Source organism: Bradyrhizobium sp. SZCCHNR1053 (assembly GCF_032381235.1).
Taxonomy (GTDB): Bacteria; Pseudomonadota; Alphaproteobacteria; order Rhizobiales; family Xanthobacteraceae; genus Bradyrhizobium.
In genome coordinates this window covers 932,404-949,661 of sequence record NZ_JAUHJM010000001.1, presented here as the reverse complement: position 1 = coordinate 949,661, position 17,258 = coordinate 932,404, and the positions used below count along the sequence as shown (strand labels likewise).

Sequence of the window (17,258 nt, the reverse complement as noted above, 5' to 3'; positions counted from 1 at the left end):
GAGGGCCAGATTCTGGGGGCCCTAGGCCGCGAAGAAGCGGTTTTTCGGTCTGGGCAGGCCGAGATTGTCCCGCAAGGTCGGCCCCTCATACGCCGTCCGGAAGATCCCGCGGCGCTGCAGCTCGGGAATCACCTTGTCGACGAAGTCGTCGAGCCCGGCCGGCAGGAACGGGAACATGATGTTGAAACCGTCCGACCCACGGCTTTCCAGCCACTCCTGCATCTGGTCGGCGATCGTCCTCGCGGTGCCGACGAAGGACAGACCGCCATAGCCGCCGACCCGCAGCGCCAGTTGCCGCACCGTGAGCTTGTCGCGCGCGGCGACATCGACCAGGCGCTGGCGGCCGCTCTTGGAGGCGTTGGTCTCGGGGATATCAGGCAGCGGGCCGTCGGGATCGAAGCCGGAGGCGTCGGTGCCGAGGATGACCGAGAGCGAGGCGATGGCGCTGTCGTAATGCACCTTGCTGTCGAGCAGAGCGCGCTTCTCCCTGGCCTCGTCGACGCTGTCGCCGACCACGACGAAGGCGCCGGGCAGGATCTTCAGATGCTCCGGATCGCGGCCGACCTTTTCCATGCGGCCCTTGATGTCGGCATAGAGCTTTTGTCCGTCGGCGAGGCTACCGCCGCCGGTGAACACGGCCTCCGCCGTCTCGGCCGCGAGCTGCTTGCCGTCCTCCGAGGCGCCCGCCTGCACGATGACGGGCCAGCCCTGCACGGGACGAGCGATGTTCAGCGGGCCGCGGACTTTCAGATATTTGCCCTTGTGATCGAGCACATGCATCTTGTCGGGATCGAAGAACAGACCCTGCTCGACGTCGTGCACGAAGGCATCGTCGGCGAACGAGTCCCATAGGCCGGTGACGACGTCGTAGAACTCGCGGGCGCGCTTGTAGCGCTCGGCGTGCTCCATGTGATCGTCGAGGCCGAAATTCAGCGCGGCGTCCGGATTGGACGTCGTGACGATATTCCATCCGGCGCGGCCGCCGGAGATGTGATCGAGCGAGGCGAAGCGGCGGGCGACGTGATAGGGCTCGTCGAAGGTGGTGGATCCCGTCGCGATCAGCCCGATGTGCTCGGTGACCGCCGACAGCGCCGAGAGCAGCGTGAACGGCTCGAATGAGGTCACGGTGTGGCTGCGCTTCAGCGCATTGATCGGCATGTTCAGCACGGCCAGGTGGTCGGCCATGAAGAAGGCGTCGAACTTGCCGGCCTCCAATTTCCGGATCAGCTGCTTCAGATGCGCGAAGTTGAAATTGGCGTCCGGCCAGGCGCCGGGATAGCGCCACGCGCCGGTGTGGATGGAGACCGGGCGCATGAAAGCGCCGAGCTTGAGTTGACGTGGGGCCATGAAGGGTCGTCCGCGGATGGTTGCTGTCTTGGGCAGATAGGAACTCGGCCCATGCGTGTCAGCAATCGGCGGCAGAACACGATTTCGTTTTTGGTGGCGGACGTAGCACGCTCATTCCAATGACGTGCCGAGCAAGCGATCCAAACAACGGTGTCATCCCGGCGAACGCCGGGATCCATACTCCGTGAAGGGAATGTGAGGCACAGTCTCGACCATCCGGGCCGATCGAAAGATTCCGCGGTATGGGTCCCGGCGTTCGCTGGGACGACACTTTGTTGTGGGGGTGGACCGCCCACTCGCCGCGACCAGCATCCACCGGGTATCCTGCTCCTCTGGCAGGGACGAACGGCAACAGTGCCTTTCGCACTCATTCACAAGGGAGCCATCGGCGTGTCAGACCGGCTGAACATCTCCTCAGGCTATCCGTTCGAGGACGTCTATGGCTATGCGCGCGCGGTCCGCGTTGGCGAGCAAATCTTCGTCTCCGGAACGACTGCGCGCGGTCCTGATTTGGATCGCGACGTCTACGCGCAGGCGCAAAGCGTAATCGGCCTTATCGCCGAAGCGCTGCAGAAGGCGGGAGCGGAGCTCCGTCACGTGGTGCGTACGGTCGTGTACTTGACCGACATGGCGGATACCGATGCGGTGGCCCTTGCGCATAGCGAAGCCTTCGGGACGATTCGGCCTGCAAGCACGCTCGTGAAGGTCGCAGGCCTCACGCCTGCGACGGCGCGCGTCGAGATCGAGGTGACCGCGATCATTCACGACCGAGCATCGTAGCGGCGCTATACCGGGGATTGCCTCAACCGCCCAGCACGTCCTTCTGCATCTTGCCGCCGTAGAAATGGAAGAACGGCACCGGCGCGTCGTGGCGGAGCGGGCCGGTGGCGAGGCGGCGGTCGAGCTCGTGGAGAACGTTCCTGGTCATCGGGTGCAGGTCGGCGAGCGGCTTGGAGCCGAGCTCGACCCAGACCAGCTCGACCAGCTCGGCATCGGCGTGGATCACGCCGTCGACGCGGTGGGTGATGGCGGAGGCATCGGCGGTGAAGAAGCGGGTGTCGAAGCGTTTGATGCGGCCGGGCGGGGTGATGGCGCGGGCGATCAGGAACAGGCCGGAGGGATCGGGCAGGAGGCCGGCCTGCGCGAATGGCGCCCAAGGACCTTCAAGCTTCAGTGCGGGGCCGTCGACCCTGCGTCCCAGGCAGAGACCGGTTTCCTCGCAGGCCTCGCGGATCGCGGCGACGGCCAGCGACTTCGCGCGCGACGCCGTCGTCTGTGGCTTGCCCTTGAACAGATTGGCTTCGAGCTCGGCCGGCATGGGCGCTGCGACCGGGATGCGGTGATCCGTCTTGTCGACGCGGCCGCCGGGGAAGACGAACTTGCCCGGCATGAACACGACCTTGTCGTGGCGCTTGCCGACCAGCACCTTCGGCACAGCGCTGCTGCGATCGACCAGGATCAGCGTCGCCGCATCCCTTGGCTTGGTGTAGGGATGGTGGTCCGCTTCCTTCTCGGCGGGCTTGCCCGCCGGCGCGCCGGTCGCCTGTGCCGTCTCGCTCATGTCCTCCCCGCTTTTTTCCTTGCTCGTCGATCGGTCGAATGCTCACACCGGTGGAATGCCCTCCACCGGATTGTCGTCGAAGCCGTGCATGCGGAAGGCCCATTGCAGCCCGACGACGGCGCCCTTGACCGGCTGAATCAAGGCGAGCGCGGCGACCAAGGTCACCGGCAGATAGATCGCGAGTTGCAGCGCCACCGGCGGCGCGTAGTTGGTCTCGATCGAGAGCACCAGCGGCACGATGATGTGGCCGACGATGACGATCACGAGATAGGCGGGAAGATCGTCGGCGCGATGGCCGGAAAAATCCTGGCCGCAGCGGTCGCAGTTGTCGGCGACTTTCAGGAAGGCGCGGAACAGCTTGCCCTCACCGCAGCGCGGGCAGCGGCAGCGCAGGCCGCGCTTCATCGCGGTCCAGACGTCGCGCTTCTCGGCGAGGCCGGTGTCACGTGTCCAGGTTTGCGGCATTGCGTGGGGCGTTGAACTCATGGCGTCCATGATCTGCCTTTCTTCGATGTGCCGGGCTTGCGTTTTGCCCCTGCCTTTTGGCTTTTCTTGCGGCTTTTTTCTTCGTGCTTCGGACGAGCCTCGGATTTGGCCCGCTTGGTCGCCTTGCTCTTCGCCTTGACGGTCGTCTTGCTCTTCGACCGGTCGCGGCGGCCATGCCGCGAAACGAGGACATCCGCCTGGGTCAGGAGCTCGAAGCGCAGCGCGCCGGCCACCGGCTGAGCTTCTACCAGACGCACGTCGACGACGTCACCCAGCCGGTGCATGGCACCGCTGCGCTGGCCGATCAGCGCGTGCCGTGTCTCGTCATAGTCGAAATATTCCGTGCCGAGGGTCCTGATCGGAACCAGGCCGTCGGCGCCGGTCTCGTCGAGCTTGATGAACAGGCCGGCGCGGGTGACGCCGGAGATGCGGCCCTGGAAGGTGGCACCGATGCGGTCGGCCAAGTGATGGGCGATCAGCCGGTCGGCGGTCTCGCGCTCGGCCTTCATCGCGCGCCGCTCGGTGACCGAGATCTGCGCCGCGACCTCGGCGAGATGATCCGGCGTCTCGCTGTCGGGCAGGGCGCCGTCGCCGAGGCCCAGCGCGCGCAGCAGGCCGCGGTGCACGACGAGGTCGGCATAGCGGCGGATGGGCGAGGTGAAATGCGCATAGCGGCGCAGGTTCAGCCCGAAATGCCCGTAATTGTCGGTCGAATATTCCGCCTGCGCCTGCGAGCGCAGCACGACCTCGTTGACGAGATGCTCGTAGTCCTGGCCCGCGACCAAGGTCAGCACGCGGTTGAACAGCGACGGCCTGAGCGCGCCGCTCTTGGCGAAGGGCACGTCGAGGGTCTTCAGGAACTCCTGCAGCGCATGGATCTTCTCCACCGTCGGCTCGTCATGCACGCGGTAGATCAGGGGCAGCGCCTTCTTCTCCAGCAGTTCGGCCGCGGCGACGTTGGCCGAGATCATGAACTCCTCGATCAGCCTGTGGGCGTCGAGGCGCTCCGGCACGACGACGCGATCGACGGTGCCGTCGGTCTTGAGCAGGATCTTGCGCTCGGGGATGTCGAGGTCGAGCGGATCGCGCGCGTCGCGGCCGCGCTTGGCGACCTCATAGGCCGCATAAAGCGGCGTGAGGATCGGCTCGAGCAGGGGACCGGTGACGTCGTCCGGCTTGCCATCGATCGCGGCCTGCGCCTGCGCATAGGACAGTTTTGCGGCCGAGCGCATCAGCACGCGGTGAAACGAGTGCGACCGCTTGCGGCCGTCGGCGCCGAGCACCATGCGCACGGCGAGCGCGCCGCGCGCCTCGCCCGGCACCAGCGAGCACAGATTGTTGGAGATGCGCTCCGGCAGCATCGGCACCACGCGGTCGGGGAAGTAGACCGAGTTGCCGCGGATCAGCGCGTCGCGATCGAGCGCCGAGCCCGGCCGCACATAGTAGGCGACGTCGGCGATGGCGACGTGGAGAATGAAGCCGCCGACATTGTTCGGATCGGGGTCGGGCGCGGCATGAACGGCGTCGTCGTGGTCCTTGGCATCGGGCGGATCGATGGTGACCAGCGGCAGCTCGCGCCAGTCCTCCCGGCCCTTCAAGGTCGCGGGCTGCGCGGCTTCGGCTTCCGCGACGGCTGCCGCGGAGAAGTCCATCGGGATCTCGTGGGCATGGATCGCGATCAGGCTAATCGCCTTCTCGGTGGCGACCGAGCCGTAGCGCTCCTTCACGCGTCCTGCGGGCAGGCCATAGCCGCGGCCACGCAGCAGGTCGACGCTGATGAGATCGCCGTCCTTGGCGTCCTTGGTGTCGGCGGGGGCGATGGAGAGCTCGCGGCCGGCCTGCTTCTTGTCGACCGGAATGAGGCGGCCGCCGCCGCCGGGATTGCTACGGAAAATGCCGAGCACGCGCGGCCGCGCCTGATCGAGCACCTTGAGTACGCGGCCGCGATAGGCCACGCCTTCGGCGTCCTTGATCGGCTCGACCCGCAGCAGCGCGCGGTCACCGACGCCGGCGGCCGAGCCCGGCCCGGCATGACGCGGCGTGTGGATGCGGATGCGCGGCGGCTCGGACTGTTCGGCCTCGTCCCATTCGGCCGGCTTGGCGATCAATTCGCCGTCGCTGTCGCGCCCGGTGATGTCGGCGACCAGCGTGGCCGGCAGGGTCGCGGTCTCGACGACCTTCTTGCGGCCGCTCTTCTTCACCGTGCCGTCGGCGACGAGCTCGCGCAGCAACTGCTTGAGCGCGACGCGATCGGCGTTCTTCAGGCCGAACGCGCGGGCGATGTCCTTGGTGCCAACCTTGCCCGGATTGGCGCGGATGAAGGCGACGATGGCCTCCCGCGAAGGGAAGCCGATGTCGCGCTTTTGGGTCATTTTCTCATCCGCGGGCCTTGCCGGCGCTTTTCTTGGGCGTCGCCTTGGTCGCAGGCTTGGCCGAGGTCTTGGCGGCCTTGGCGACGGGCGCACGCGCCTTGCTGGTGGAGTCTGATTTCGGTTTGGCGGCCGCCTTCTTCGCCACGGCCTTTTTCGCCGGCTTCGGCGTGTCGTCGTCACCGCCGGTCTTCGGCTTGGCCTTGCTGGCAGCCTTGGCCGGCTTCGCAGCCTTGCCCTTGGTCTTCTTGCCGCCGCCCTTGGCGGCGCGCTCGTCGAGCAGCGCAATCGCCTCCGCCAGCGTGATCGTGTCCTTCTCCTTGTCGCCGGGAATGGTGGCGTTGACGCCGCCTGCGGTGACATAGGCGCCGTAGCGGCCTGCCTTGACGGCGACGGGGCCGAGCGACGGATGGTCGCCGAGCGCCTTGCCGGGATCGGCGCCGAAGCGCTTGCTCGGGCCCTTGGCGATCTTCTCGGCAATCAGCGTGACCGCGCGGTTGAGGCCGATGTCGAACACCTCGTCGCCCGCCTCCAGGCTCGCATAGGTCTTGTCGTGCTTCACGAACGGCCCGAAGCGGCCGAGATTGGCGATGATCGGCAGGCCCGTCTCCGGATGGATGCCCACCTCACGCGGCAGCGACAGCAGCTTCAGCGCGTAGTCGAGCTCGAGGCTCGCGGGCGAGGTCCCTTTCGGGATGCCGGCGCGCCTGGGCTTTTCGCCCTCGGCGTAATCCTTCTGCTCGCCGAGCTGGATGTAGGGGCCGAAGCGGCCGGCCTTGACGACGACGTCGAGGCCGCTGTCCGGATCCTGGCCGAGCACGCGATCGGCCGTCGCCTCGCTGTCGGCGGCGAGCGGGCGGGTGTAGCGGCATTCCGGATAGTTCGAGCAGCCGACGAAGGCGCCGAACTTGCCGGCCTTGAGGTTGAGCCGTCCGGTGCCGCAGGTCGGGCACTGCCGGACATCGCCACCGTCGTCGCGCGGCGGATAGATGTGGGGCCCGAGCATCTCGTCGAGCGCGTCGAGCACCTGCGCCACGCGCAGGTCCTTGATGTCGTCGACGGCGCCGATGAAGCCGGTCCAGAAATCCTTCAGGACCTGCTGCCAGGCGATCTCGTTGTTGGAGATGCGGTCGAGCTGCTCCTCGAGATCCGCCGTGAAATCATACTCGACGTAGCGGCGGAAGAAGTTCTCCAGGAACGCGACGACGACGCGGCCCTTGTCCTCGCCGTGCAGCCGCTTCTTCTCGAGCTTCACATAGCCGCGGTCCTTCAGCACCTGCAGGATCGAGGCATAGGTCGAGGGTCGGCCGATGCCGAGCTCCTCCATGCGCTTGACCAGCGATGCCTCGGAGAAGCGCGGCGGCGGCTCGGTGAAATGCTGGGTGACCGCGAGATTCTGCCGCTTCAGCGGCTCGCCTGGGCTCATCTGCGGCAGGCGGCGGCCGTCCTCGTCCTCCTCGTCGTCGCGGCCTTCCTGATAGAGCGCGAGGAAGCCGTCGAACTTGATGACCTGGCCGGTGGCGCGCAGCTCCAGGGTGCGTGCGCCCGCCTTCGCGATGATGTCGACGGTGGTGCGCTCCAGCTCGGCGGATTCCATCTGGCTGGCGATCGTGCGGGTCCAGATCAGCTCATAGAGCTTGGCCTGGTCGTCATCGAGCCGCTTGCGCAGGTCGGCCGGCTTGCGCGACAGGTCGGTCGGGCGGATCGCCTCATGCGCTTCCTGGGCGTTCTTGGCCTTGGCTTGGTACTGGCGCGGGCTCTCCGGCACATATTTGTTGCCGTAGATCTCGCCGATCACCTTGCGGGCCTGGGTGATCGCCGAACCGTCGATCTGCACGCCGTCGGTTCGCATATAGGTGATGAGGCCGGTGGTCTCGCCGCCGATGTCGATGCCTTCATAGAGACGCTGCGCGATGCGCATCGTGTGCGCCGGCGCGAAGCCGAGCTTGCGGCTCGCCTCCTGCTGCAGCGTCGAGGTGGTGAAGGGGGCCTGCGGGTTGCGCCGCGCCGGCTTGGCGTCGACGGTCGCGACCGTGTAGCTCGCCGCATTGAGCGCGTTCTTGAAATCCTCGGCTTCGGCGCCGGTGCCGATGTCGAGCCGCTGGATCTTCTTGCCGTCGGCGCCGACGAGGCGCGCCTCGAAGGTGTCACCGCGCGGCGTCGCCAAGGTCGCGATCAGCGACCAATATTCGCGCGGGACGAACTTCTCGATCTCGAGCTCGCGATCGCAGACGAGGCGCAGCGCGACCGACTGCACGCGCCCGGCCGAGCGGGCGCCCGGCAGCTTGCGCCACAGCACGGGAGAGAGAGTGAAGCCCACGAGGTAATCGAGTGCGCGGCGCGCCATGTAGGCGTCGACCAGCGCGCCGTCGATTTGGCGCGGATGCTTCATCGCCTCCGAGACGGCCTGCTTGGTGATGGCGTTGAAGACGACGCGCTCGATCTTCTGATCCTTGAGCGCACGCTTCTCCTTCAACACCTCCAGCACATGCCAGGAAATCGCTTCGCCCTCGCGATCAGGGTCGGTGGCGAGAATCAGCCGGTCAGCGCCCTTCAGCGATTTGGCGATATCGTTGAGTCGGCCGGCCGCCTTGGGATCGATCTCCCAGATCATGCGGAAATTCTCGTCCGGATCGACGGAACCGTTCTTGGCCGGAAGGTCGCGGACATGACCGAAAGAGGCCAGAACCTCGTAGGAGGAGCCCAGATACTTATTGATCGTCTTGGCCTTGGCAGGCGACTCCACGATGACGATATTCATGTATTTCCAATGGCTTAGTGGAAGGATTGAAGCTGGCTTCGCGGGATTCGCGCCGGCTGCGTTGACCCGAACATGGGTGGTGAGGGGGTTCCTGTCAAATCGAGGGATGTTGAAAGGCGATTGCGTTCGACCGGCGAAGTACCTATCAGGTTGTACGGAGCACGATGAGAATCGTGCTCTTTTGAGGTTGTTTTTCGTCAAATTCCTTATGCTGGGTGACGGTTGTTGGCCAAGGCAGTGGACAAAAGCGACCCGGACGTCGAGGTGACGGTGGAGGATCCCGACGCCGCGGCGGCGCTGATCGCCGAGGTGACGGCCAGCCTGTCGCATCTGGCGCAGCGTCATCACCTCGACATGCTCGACTACCTGCTGCGCATGGCGAACCTGGAGGCCGAGGAGCATCTCAGGCTGCGCAGCCGCCACAGGCTCTGCTGACGGCCGGCCGCGCTCAGCGCGGGGCGAGAGCGGTTTCCTCCGGCGCCAGCGTCCGGCCGTCCTCCGCAGTCAGCAGCAGCTTGCGAACCGGCCTGCGGTTCGCGCGGTCGACGAGCGCGGTGGCGATCTCGTCCGGGTGCTCGTCGAATTCCTCGCTCCACTGTCGCAGTGCGACCAGGATCGGAAACAGGCCGCGGCCTTTCGGCGTCAGCACGTAGTCGCGATAGGAGCTGCCATCCGCGGCCGGCTCGGTGGTCAGGATGCCACGATCGACCAGCGCCCGCAGTCGCACCGTAAGGATGTTCTTCGCCATGCCGAGGCTGCGTTGAAATGCGCTGAAGCGGCGCACGCCGAGAAAGGCATCGCGGATGATGAGCAGCGACCACCAGTCGCCGATCGCATCCAGCGACCGCGCGATCGGGCAGGCGTCGCCTTCCAGGCTCGTGCGCTTGACCATCACGTCATCCTTGTCCTGTCGCCCGCGGGGCGCGGCTGGTACCCCGGCGCACCCGCGTCAGGTCACGCCCTTGTGTGGTTGCATTATAAAACCGACTGGCCTATGTCGTCTATCGGTTTAATTATGCAACCATATGGAGGCGGGCGTGAGGCTTGCAAACAAGACGGCACTGATTACCGGCGGCAGTAGCGGCATCGGGCTTGCGACCGCCCGGCGCTTCGTCGCGGAAGGCGCCAGGATCGCGATCACGGGGCGCGATGCCGGGCGGCTGGAGGCTGCGGCGCGCGAGCTCGGGCCGAACGCGCTGGCGCTGGTGGCCGATGCCACCGACATCGCCGCGACCGAGGCCGCGGCTGCCCGCGCCGCAGAGCGCTTCGGCAAGCTCGACATCCTGTTCGCCAATGCCGGCATCCCCGGCGCGACCCCGGCCGGAGCAACCAGGCCCGAGGTGTTCGAGCAGGTGATCCGCACCAATCTGACGGGCGTGTTCTTCACCGTTCAGGCGGCGCTGCCTCATCTCAAGGACGGCGCCTCGATCATCCTCAATGGCTCCGTGATCTCGGTGCTGGGCAATCCCGGCTATTCGGCCTACGCCGCGAGCAAGGCTGGGGTGCGCGCGATGGCCCGGGTGCTGGCGTCGGAGCTGTCGCCGCGCGGCATCCGCGTCAACGTGGTTGCGCCGGGCGCGATCCGGACGCCGATCTGGGGCGCCGCGGTCGCGACGCCCGAGGCTGAGAAGATGTTCGAGGCAAGGATCGCGGCGACCACGCCGCTCGGCCATATCGGCGAGCCGGAGAATATCGCCAGCACCGTGCTGTTCCTGGCGTCGGACGATGCCGCGCACATCCAGGGGCAGGAGCTGTTCGTCGATGGCGGCGCCACGAGCTCGCCGGCCGGTGCGCCGATCTATCGGGGGTAGGCGCCAGAGAGCAGCATGTGGCGAGGTCTCGTCACGGTGAGAGACGGTGGCTGCCGGCGGCAGCCACCGTCTCGATCAGGCAGCGAGATGGCCGGCCGTCTGAAGCGCCGTCGCGAGCGCCTGCTCGCGCTGCTCCGGCCCGATCTGGACACCATCGGCCGCGATGAATGTGAGATCCTTGACGCCGATGAAGCTGAAGACCCCGCGCAAATAGGTCTCCAGATGTTCGAAGGCGGCCATCGGCGTATCCGCGCCATAACGGCCGCCGCGCGAGATCGCGATGATCACGCGCTTGTCGCCCGCGAGCCCCTCCGGGCCGCTCGGGCCATATTTGAAGGTCTTGCCCGCGACCGCGATGCGGTCGATCCATGCCTTGAGCTGGCTCGGGATGGAGAAATTGTACATCGGAGCCCCGATCACGACGGTATCGGCGCGGAGAAACTCCTCAAGGACCGCCTGACCGGACGTGATGTCCGCCTCGATGGCTGGATCCGCTGCCGCTCCTCCGCGCATGGTCGCGACATGCGCGCCAGACAGATGCAACAGCGGTTCTGCGGCGACATCCCGATAGGTGACCTCGAGGCCCGGCGTCAGCTGGCGGAGCCGCGCGACGATTGCGGCGGACACCTGACGGCTGACGGAGTGGGGGCCGAGCACGCTGGAGTCGACATGAAGGAGTTGGGTCATCGGTCAGTCACCTTGGTATTGGTTTGTAACTGGCACACTATGAGTGACTGTGATGTAACCCCACAAGAACGCACATTTTTGAAACTCGGGCACAGCCATGACACCTGCGAACAGCCCTGATCCTGACCTGCCGGCGGGGCCGGAGCACAATGATTGCCGGGGCGTCGCCTCGATCCTGGCGCGCGTCGGCGACAAATGGAGCGTGTTCGTCATCATGATGCTGCAGGACGGGCCGAAGCGCTTCAACGAGCTCAAGCGCCTCGTGGGCGGCATTTCCCAGCGCATGCTGACCCTGACGCTGCGCGGCCTCGAACGCGACGGGCTGGTGACGCGCACGGTTTTTCCGACCATCCCGCCGCGGGTCGACTATGAATTGACCGATCTCGGCCGCGGCCTGTCGCAGCCCGTGCAGGCGCTCGGGCACTGGGCCATCCAGCACCAGGAGCAGATCGAGCGGGCACGCACGCACTTCGACGCACGCAAGGATGCCGACTGAGTGCTAGGTGAGCGACACCATCCCGCCGCCGTGGCGCTCCAGGCGGCCCGCCAGCTCAAGCTCGAGCAGCACCATGCGCAGCACGGCGGGTGACAGACCGCTGATCCGGATCAGGTCGTCGATCGAGACGGGCGTCGGGCCGAGCAGGGCTGTGATCTGCGCGCGGTCGTGGCTTTCGGGATCGGGGGCGAACAACTCCTCGTCCGGCTCGCGCAGCGAAAAGGGCAGCGGCCGCTCCATGATCGGGCCGACGGCCTGGATGATGTCGGCGGCTTCGGTGACGAGCGCGGCGCCCTGCTTGATGAGATCGTTGGTGCCCGCGCAGCGGGGATCGAGCGGCGAGCCCGGGACGGCGAAGACCTCGCGGCCCTGTTCGCCGGCCATGCGCGCCGTGATCAGCGAGCCCGAGCGATGCGCGGCCTCGACGACGACGACGCCGAGCGAGGCGCCGGAGATCAGCCGGTTGCGGCGGGGAAAGTCGCGGGCGCGCGGCTCGTGGCCGAGCGGCATTTCGGAGATCGCGGCGCCGCTGCCGCCGACGATGCCGCCGAGCAGGTCGACGTGCTCCGGTGGATAGATCCGGTCATGGCCGCCGGCGAGCACCGCGACCGTGCCGCTGCCGAGGCTCGCGCGGTGGGCGGCCTGATCGATGCCACGGGCGAGGCCGGAGATGATGACGAAGCCGGCCTGACCGAGCTCATGGGCGATCTGGCCGGCGAATTTGAGTCCGGCGGCGGAAGCGTTGCGCGAGCCGACGATGGCGATCATCGGGCGCATCAACGTCTCGCGGGCGCCGCGCACTGCGAGCAGCGGAGGCGCATCCTCGCAGGTGGCGAGGCGGGGCGGATAGCCGTCCTCGTTCGGCGCCCGCAGTTCGACGCCTTGCCGTTTGCAGGTTTCGAGTTCGGCCTCGGCTTCGCCGACCGTGCAGATCCGGCCGGCTCCGGCCGCGCCGCCGCGGCGTGCCAGATCGGGCAGCCGGTCGAGCGCTACGCGCGCGGTGCCGAAATGGTCGAGCAGCGAGCGGAAGGTGCGCGGGCCGACATTGTCGGACCGGATCAGGCGCAGCCGGTCGCGCCGCTCGGTGTCGCTCAGCTCGATCGTCGTGTTGATGGCATCCACGCAAAGCCCCCTTTACCGGGGACTAGAATGGAGCAACCCGAGGACGCAGGGAAGAGGGCGCGCTACGCCGGCGCGACGTCGCGCACATCCTCGGACGCGGATATCGGAGACGACAGCGCCGGCTGATCGCCCTGGATGGCCGGCGTGGTGCCGACCGGAGCCTCGCGCAGCCAGCGCTCGGCGGCGTCGCGTCCGCGCTGGTACAGCAGCTCGATGAAGCTGCTGCCGAGATCGGTCGCATCGCGCTGAGCCAGGGCCTCGATCTCGTCCTCGGCGGCAAGCCGATGAATGCGCGGCGGATGCAGGCCGTCGCTGCGCGCCCATTCGAGCGCCGCGAGCTCGGCGTTCAGGACCGCATTGCCGGCGATCTGGTCGAGACGGCGATCGATCGCGGCCGAGGTCATCGGGACATTGCCGTCGCGCGCGGGCGTGACCTGAACGACCAGCAGGTCGGCGGCGCTGGACTCATGCGCGATCTGGATCAGCGGCGGATTGGTGAGGTAGCCGCCGTCCCAATACGCCTCGCCCTCGATGTCGACAGCGGCGTGCAGTTGCGCGGGACAGGTGGAGGCGAGCAGCGCATCCGGCGTGATGCCGGCATTGCGGAAGATCTGCGGCAGGCCGTCACGGGCCCGGGTCGCCGCGATCAGCAGGCGGGGCGCGGCCGGGCCCTGCACGGCGTCGAAGTCGATCGTCTCGAGGAGGATGTCGCGGAGCGGGTCGAGATCGAGCGGGTCGGCGCGTCCGCCGCGCAGCCCCGCGCCGAACGACACCGAGCTGCTTGCCGGCGAGTATGCGCCGATCACCAACAGCGATCGGAACGACGCCTCCTCCATCAGCCGGGTCCAGAACAAAGCGAGCCGGTTGCGGGCTTCGTCGCGGCCGCCCTTGGCGAGCCCGCTCGCGAGCAGCGCGGCGTTGACCGCGCCGGCGCTGGCGCCGCTGATGGTGTCGAAATCGCAACCGGGCTCCTCGAGCAGGCGATCCAGCACGCCCCAGGTGAAGGCCGAGAACGTTCCGCCGCCCTGCAGGGCCAGCGACAGCTTGCGCGGCGGCCACGTCCGGGGCGGCGGCGGCAGCGTGACCGTTGCGATCGTCTCCGCCAGCGTTCGCTCGGGCGTCTCCGCGGCCTTGGTCTCGCTGATCACGGACGCGCTCGTGGCCGCCATGATCATCTCGGCAACGGCCGGCGCGACATCGGCTCGTTCCGGCGCAGGGTGCGGTTCGGATGCTTCGGTGGATGGTGCCACGTTCGGCATGACCGGCGCAGCGGGCGCGATCGCCTCAGGCGCTGGTTCTGTAGCGGCCGTGATGCCGGTCGACCAGATCTCGGCGGCCGAGAGCAGCAGGCTGGCGTTCGATCGGGCCGGGGCCGCCTTCTGCTGCGCCGGAGCCTGATCAGTACGGTCATCGTGCGTGGCCGACGAACCGCTGGAATTGGTCTTGCGTAACCACATGCAGGAATCATGACAGGCAATCATGATTCACGCCAGAGTCCCGCGTTAACTTATTAGCTTATGAGTCGCCGGTGTTGCTGCGCAGCCGCTGTGAAATCAGGGCGCAACACAGGTTTTCCGTATTTGTCCGGAGTGATTACTTCTTCGCCCCGATCTTGCTCTCGGTGCCCGACTGCAATCGCTTGATGTTTTCGCGATGCATGTAAATAAGCAACAGTGTGAGCAAGGTGAACAAGGCGGCCAGCGCGGTGTGACCGAAAGCCCACAGCACGATCGGCGTCAGCACGCTCGCGACGAGTGCCGCGAGCGATGAGTAGCGGAGCGCGAACGCGGTGGCGAGCCACACCAGGCAGAAGAAGATGGCGCCCGGCCAGAACAGACCGATCAAAATACCGATGTAGACGGCGACACCTTTGCCGCCGCGGAACTTCAGCCACACCGGGAACAAGTGGCCGAGGAAGGCGCCGAGGCCCGCGATCATCGCGGCATTCGGGCCGCCGAGATAGCCGGAGATGATGACCGCGGCCGTGCCCTTCAGCGCGTCGCCGAGCAGGGTTGCTGCCGCGAGCCCCTTGCGTCCGGTGCGCAGCACGTTGGTGGCGCCGATATTGCCGGAGCCGATGCTGCGCAGATCCTGCGTGCCGGCCAGCCTGGTCAGGATCAGGCCGAACGGGATGGACCCCAGGAGATAGCCGATGATGAGAGCGAGGGGCAGGAAGGCTTCGGAACCCATCATACCGCTCCTTCCGAGCTTGGCCTTGCGTCAGACATGTTCGAACACGGTGCGGCCGCCGACGATGGTGCGGACCACGCGGCCGGTGAAGCGGGCTTCGTCGAACGGCGTGTTCTTGCACAGCGATTTGAGGTCGGCCGGATCGAGGATCCAGGGCACGTCGGGATCGATCACGATGATGTCGGCCGGCGCGCCCGCTCGCAGGGTGCCGCCGGGCAGGCCGAGCAGCTCGGCGGGCCGGGTCGACATCGCGCGGATCAGGGTCGTCCAGCTCAGCTCGCCATTGTGTACGAGCCGCAGCGCCGCCGGCAGCATGGTCTCAAGGCCGACCGCGCCGCTCGCGGCTTCCGCGAACGGCAGCCGCTTGACCTCGACGTCCTGCGGCGTGTGGTCCGACATGATGACGTCGATCAGGCCCGAGGCCAGCGCCTCGACCAGCGCGCGGCGGTCGACCTCGGTGCGCAGCGGCGGCGTCAGTTTCAGGAAGGTGCGGTAGGGGCCGATGTCGTTCTCGTTCAGGGTGACGTGGTTGATCGAGACCGACGCGCTCACCGTGAGGCCTGCCTCGCGGGCGCGCCTGAGGATGTCGAGCGAGTCGATCGAGCTCAGCGCGGCCGCGTGATAGCGTCCCTTGCTGAGCGCCACCAGGCGCATGTCCCGTTCGAGCACGACGGCTTCCGCTGCGGGCGGAATGCCGTAGAGGCCGAGCCGCGAGGCGAACTCGCCTTCGTTCATGACGCCTTCGCCGACGAGATTGGGATCCTCGGTGTGATGCACGATCAGGGCGTCGAAATCCCGCGCGTAGGTCAGCGTGCGGCGCATCACCTGCGCGTTCATCACGCTGGTATGGCCATTGGAGAAGGCGACGGCGCCGGCAGCGCGCAAGAGGCCGATCTCGGTCATCTCCTCGCCGCGCAGGCCCTTGGTCAGCGCCGCCATTGGCTGGATGTTGACGATGGCGGTGTCGCGCGCGCGGCGCAGCACGAAGTCGACGGTCGCCGAGTTGTCGATGACCGGCTCGGTGCCGGGCTGGCAGATGATGGTGGTGATGCCGCCGGTCGCGGCGGCCTGGCTGGCGCTGGCGAAGGTCTCGCGATGGCCCAGACCCGGCTCGCCGACGAAGGCGCACATGTCGATCAGGCCGGGGGCGACGATCTTGCCGGCGCAGTTGATGACGTCGGTGCCCTCGGGCACGCCGGCCGCGCCGATGCCGCGCTTGAGGTCGCGGATGACGCCGTCGGCGATCAGCACGTCGCCGGGGCCGTCGAAGTCGCGGGAGGGATCGATCACGCGCGCATTGGCGAGCAGGATCGGACGGCGGTCGGTCAGCATGGCGTTTTGTCCCGACTTCTGTATCACGCGTTGGGCAGGTTGCGGGCCAGTGCTTCGAGCACGGCCATGCGCACGGCAACCCCCATTTCGACCTGTTCCCGGATCAGCGATTGTGCGCCATCGGCAACGATGGACTCGATCTCGACGCCGCGGTTCATCGGTCCCGGATGCATGACCAGCGCGTCTGGCTTGGCGTAAGCGAGCTTCTTCTGATCGAGCCCGAAATACTGGAAATATTCCGACGACGACGGCACGAACGAGCCGTTCATGCGCTCGCGCTGCAGGCGCAGCATCATGACGATGTCGGCGCCGTTGAGGCCCTCGCGCATGTCGCGCGCGACCTCGACGCCCATCCGCTCGATGCCGGGCGGCAGCAGCGTGGAGGGCGCGACGATGCGGACGCGGGCGCCCATCGTATTCAGCAGCAGGATGTTGGAGCGCGCGACGCGCGAATGCAGCACGTCACCGCAGATCGCGATCACCAGCCCCTCGATGCGGCCCTTGTTGCGGCGGATCGTCAGCGCATCGAGCAGCGCCTGGGTCGGATGCTCATGCGCGCCGTCGCCGGCATTGATCACGGAGCCGTCAACCTTGCGCGCGAGCAGCTCGACCGCGCCGGACGCATGGTGGCGGACCACCAGGATGTCCGGATGCATCGCGTTCAGCGTGACCGCGGTGTCCATCAGGGTCTCGCCCTTGCGCATGGACGAGGACGACACCGACATGTTCATGACGTCGGCGCCGAGCCGCTTGCCCGCGATCTCGAACGAGGACTGCGTCCGCGTCGACGCCTCGAAGAACAGGTTGACCTGGGTCCGGCCGCGCAGCACGGTGCGCTTCTTGTCGACCTGACGATTCAGTTCGACATATTCCTCGGACAGATCGAGGAGACCGGTGATGTCGTGGGCGGAAAGGCCCTCGATTCCCAGCAAATGCCGGTGCCCGAGGACGAAAGTCGATTTCGGAGAGGTTGCCATTAAAGCCAGAGCTATAGGCGCGGTTTCCGCAGGGGGCAAGGCCGAAAGCCGGGGTTCCGAGTTATCCCCCGTTCCGTCTTTCGAGCCTCTCAGGGCGCTCCAAACCGGCGGCTGGCGAA

The 17,258-nt window shown here is 67.1% G+C and carries 16 protein-coding genes; 4 read left to right on the top strand and 12 right to left on the bottom strand.

Annotated elements, in window-relative coordinates:
- Positions 1–21: 21 nt before the first annotated feature.
- Positions 22–1,347 carry an LLM class flavin-dependent oxidoreductase gene (locus QX051_RS04540; RefSeq protein WP_315775221.1) on the bottom strand — a complete coding sequence of 442 codons (1,326 nt, stop codon included), beginning with the start codon at positions 1,345–1,347 and terminating at the stop codon, positions 22–24.
- Between the two features lie 390 nt (positions 1,348–1,737).
- Here QX051_RS04540 and QX051_RS04535 point away from each other — a divergent pair, with 390 nt between their 5' ends.
- Positions 1,738–2,127 (top strand): RidA family protein, encoded by a 390-nt coding sequence (locus tag QX051_RS04535; protein ID WP_315740300.1) that lies wholly within the window; start codon positions 1,738–1,740, stop codon positions 2,125–2,127.
- A gap of 22 nt (positions 2,128–2,149) precedes the next feature.
- Here the strand turns inward: QX051_RS04535 and QX051_RS04530 are convergent, their stop codons facing one another.
- Genes QX051_RS04530 through topA form a run of 4 tightly spaced genes read right to left on the bottom strand, consistent with a single transcriptional unit; the run spans position 2,150 to position 8,524 of the window.
- Positions 2,150–2,908 carry an NUDIX domain-containing protein gene (locus QX051_RS04530; RefSeq protein ID WP_315740299.1) on the bottom strand — a complete coding sequence of 253 codons (759 nt, stop codon included), beginning with the start codon at positions 2,906–2,908 and terminating at the stop codon, positions 2,150–2,152.
- Between the two features lie 42 nt (positions 2,909–2,950).
- On the bottom strand, positions 2,951–3,394 hold the full coding sequence (locus QX051_RS04525; protein WP_315740298.1) for a DUF983 domain-containing protein: 444 nt from the start codon (positions 3,392–3,394) through the stop codon (positions 2,951–2,953).
- Complete coding sequence (gene rnr, locus QX051_RS04520) at positions 3,391–5,766, bottom strand: ribonuclease R (protein ID WP_315775220.1); 2,376 nt, start codon at positions 5,764–5,766, stop codon at positions 3,391–3,393. The genes QX051_RS04525 and rnr overlap by 4 nt, the downstream gene beginning before the upstream one ends.
- Positions 5,767–5,770: 4 nt before the next feature.
- Positions 5,771–8,524: a type I DNA topoisomerase gene (gene topA, locus QX051_RS04515; protein ID WP_315775219.1), complete on the bottom strand. Its 2,754-nt coding sequence runs from the start codon at positions 8,522–8,524 to the stop codon at positions 5,771–5,773.
- Between the two features lie 237 nt (positions 8,525–8,761).
- On the opposite strand from topA, the gene QX051_RS04510 reads away from it, so the two are divergent.
- Positions 8,762–8,959 carry a hypothetical protein gene (locus QX051_RS04510; protein WP_315775317.1) on the top strand — a complete coding sequence of 66 codons (198 nt, stop codon included), beginning with the start codon at positions 8,762–8,764 and terminating at the stop codon, positions 8,957–8,959.
- Between the two features lie 13 nt (positions 8,960–8,972).
- On the opposite strand, the gene QX051_RS04505 is transcribed toward QX051_RS04510, so the two are convergent.
- On the bottom strand, positions 8,973–9,416 hold the full coding sequence (locus tag QX051_RS04505) for a helix-turn-helix domain-containing protein (RefSeq protein ID WP_315740295.1): 444 nt from the start codon (positions 9,414–9,416) through the stop codon (positions 8,973–8,975).
- A gap of 145 nt (positions 9,417–9,561) precedes the next feature.
- Between QX051_RS04505 and QX051_RS04500 the strand changes: the two genes are divergently transcribed.
- Positions 9,562–10,335 (top strand): glucose 1-dehydrogenase, encoded by a 774-nt coding sequence (locus tag QX051_RS04500; protein ID WP_315775218.1) that lies wholly within the window; start codon positions 9,562–9,564, stop codon positions 10,333–10,335.
- Between the two features lie 75 nt (positions 10,336–10,410).
- Here QX051_RS04500 and QX051_RS04495 read toward each other — a convergent pair whose 3' ends face one another.
- Complete coding sequence (locus QX051_RS04495; RefSeq protein WP_315775217.1) at positions 10,411–11,022, bottom strand: FMN-dependent NADH-azoreductase; 612 nt, start codon at positions 11,020–11,022, stop codon at positions 10,411–10,413.
- A gap of 97 nt (positions 11,023–11,119) precedes the next feature.
- On the opposite strand from QX051_RS04495, the gene QX051_RS04490 reads away from it, so the two are divergent.
- Complete coding sequence (locus QX051_RS04490) at positions 11,120–11,518, top strand: helix-turn-helix domain-containing protein (RefSeq protein WP_315775215.1); 399 nt, start codon at positions 11,120–11,122, stop codon at positions 11,516–11,518.
- A gap of 3 nt (positions 11,519–11,521) precedes the next feature.
- Here QX051_RS04490 and dprA read toward each other — a convergent pair whose 3' ends face one another.
- The 5 genes from dprA to QX051_RS04465 all read right to left on the bottom strand — a co-directional run bounded on the left by dprA (position 11,522) and on the right by QX051_RS04465 (position 17,139).
- Positions 11,522–12,640, bottom strand: a complete 1,119-nt coding sequence (gene dprA / locus QX051_RS04485) for a DNA-processing protein DprA (protein ID WP_315775214.1) — start codon at positions 12,638–12,640, stop codon at positions 11,522–11,524.
- A gap of 62 nt (positions 12,641–12,702) precedes the next feature.
- Positions 12,703–14,097, bottom strand: a complete 1,395-nt coding sequence (locus QX051_RS04480; RefSeq protein ID WP_315775213.1) for a patatin-like phospholipase family protein — start codon at positions 14,095–14,097, stop codon at positions 12,703–12,705.
- Positions 14,098–14,233: 136 nt separating this feature from the next.
- Positions 14,234–14,830, bottom strand: coding sequence for a glycerol-3-phosphate 1-O-acyltransferase PlsY (gene plsY / locus QX051_RS04475; protein ID WP_315775212.1), 597 nt, complete (start codon positions 14,828–14,830; stop codon positions 14,234–14,236).
- Positions 14,831–14,860: 30 nt separating this feature from the next.
- On the bottom strand, positions 14,861–16,162 hold the full coding sequence (locus QX051_RS04470) for a dihydroorotase (protein WP_315740288.1): 1,302 nt from the start codon (positions 16,160–16,162) through the stop codon (positions 14,861–14,863).
- A gap of 23 nt (positions 16,163–16,185) precedes the next feature.
- Positions 16,186–17,139, bottom strand: a complete 954-nt coding sequence (locus QX051_RS04465; protein ID WP_315740287.1) for an aspartate carbamoyltransferase catalytic subunit — start codon at positions 17,137–17,139, stop codon at positions 16,186–16,188.
- Positions 17,140–17,258: the final 119 nt, after the last annotated feature.

Excerpts from the sequence above, each read along its gene's own strand:
- QX051_RS04470 (WP_315740288.1), bottom strand. The coding sequence starts at position 16,162 with ATGCTGACCGACCGCCGTCCGATCCTGCTCGCCAATGCGCGCGTGATC.
- QX051_RS04525 (WP_315740298.1), bottom strand. The coding sequence starts at position 3,394 with ATGAGTTCAACGCCCCACGCAATGCCGCAAACCTGGACACGTGACACC.
- QX051_RS04540 (WP_315775221.1), bottom strand. The coding sequence starts at position 1,347 with ATGGCCCCACGTCAACTCAAGCTCGGCGCTTTCATGCGCCCGGTCTCC.
- QX051_RS04480 (WP_315775213.1), bottom strand. The coding sequence starts at position 14,097 with ATGTGGTTACGCAAGACCAATTCCAGCGGTTCGTCGGCCACGCACGAT.
- QX051_RS04495 (WP_315775217.1), bottom strand. The coding sequence starts at position 11,022 with ATGACCCAACTCCTTCATGTCGACTCCAGCGTGCTCGGCCCCCACTCC.
- QX051_RS04530 (WP_315740299.1), bottom strand. The coding sequence starts at position 2,908 with ATGAGCGAGACGGCACAGGCGACCGGCGCGCCGGCGGGCAAGCCCGCC.
- QX051_RS04490 (WP_315775215.1), top strand. The coding sequence starts at position 11,120 with ATGACACCTGCGAACAGCCCTGATCCTGACCTGCCGGCGGGGCCGGAG.
- rnr (WP_315775220.1), bottom strand. The coding sequence starts at position 5,766 with ATGACCCAAAAGCGCGACATCGGCTTCCCTTCGCGGGAGGCCATCGTC.
- plsY (WP_315775212.1), bottom strand. The coding sequence starts at position 14,830 with ATGGGTTCCGAAGCCTTCCTGCCCCTCGCTCTCATCATCGGCTATCTC.
- QX051_RS04505 (WP_315740295.1), bottom strand. The coding sequence starts at position 9,416 with ATGGTCAAGCGCACGAGCCTGGAAGGCGACGCCTGCCCGATCGCGCGG.
- topA (WP_315775219.1), bottom strand. The coding sequence starts at position 8,524 with ATGAATATCGTCATCGTGGAGTCGCCTGCCAAGGCCAAGACGATCAAT.
- QX051_RS04465 (WP_315740287.1), bottom strand. The coding sequence starts at position 17,139 with ATGGCAACCTCTCCGAAATCGACTTTCGTCCTCGGGCACCGGCATTTG.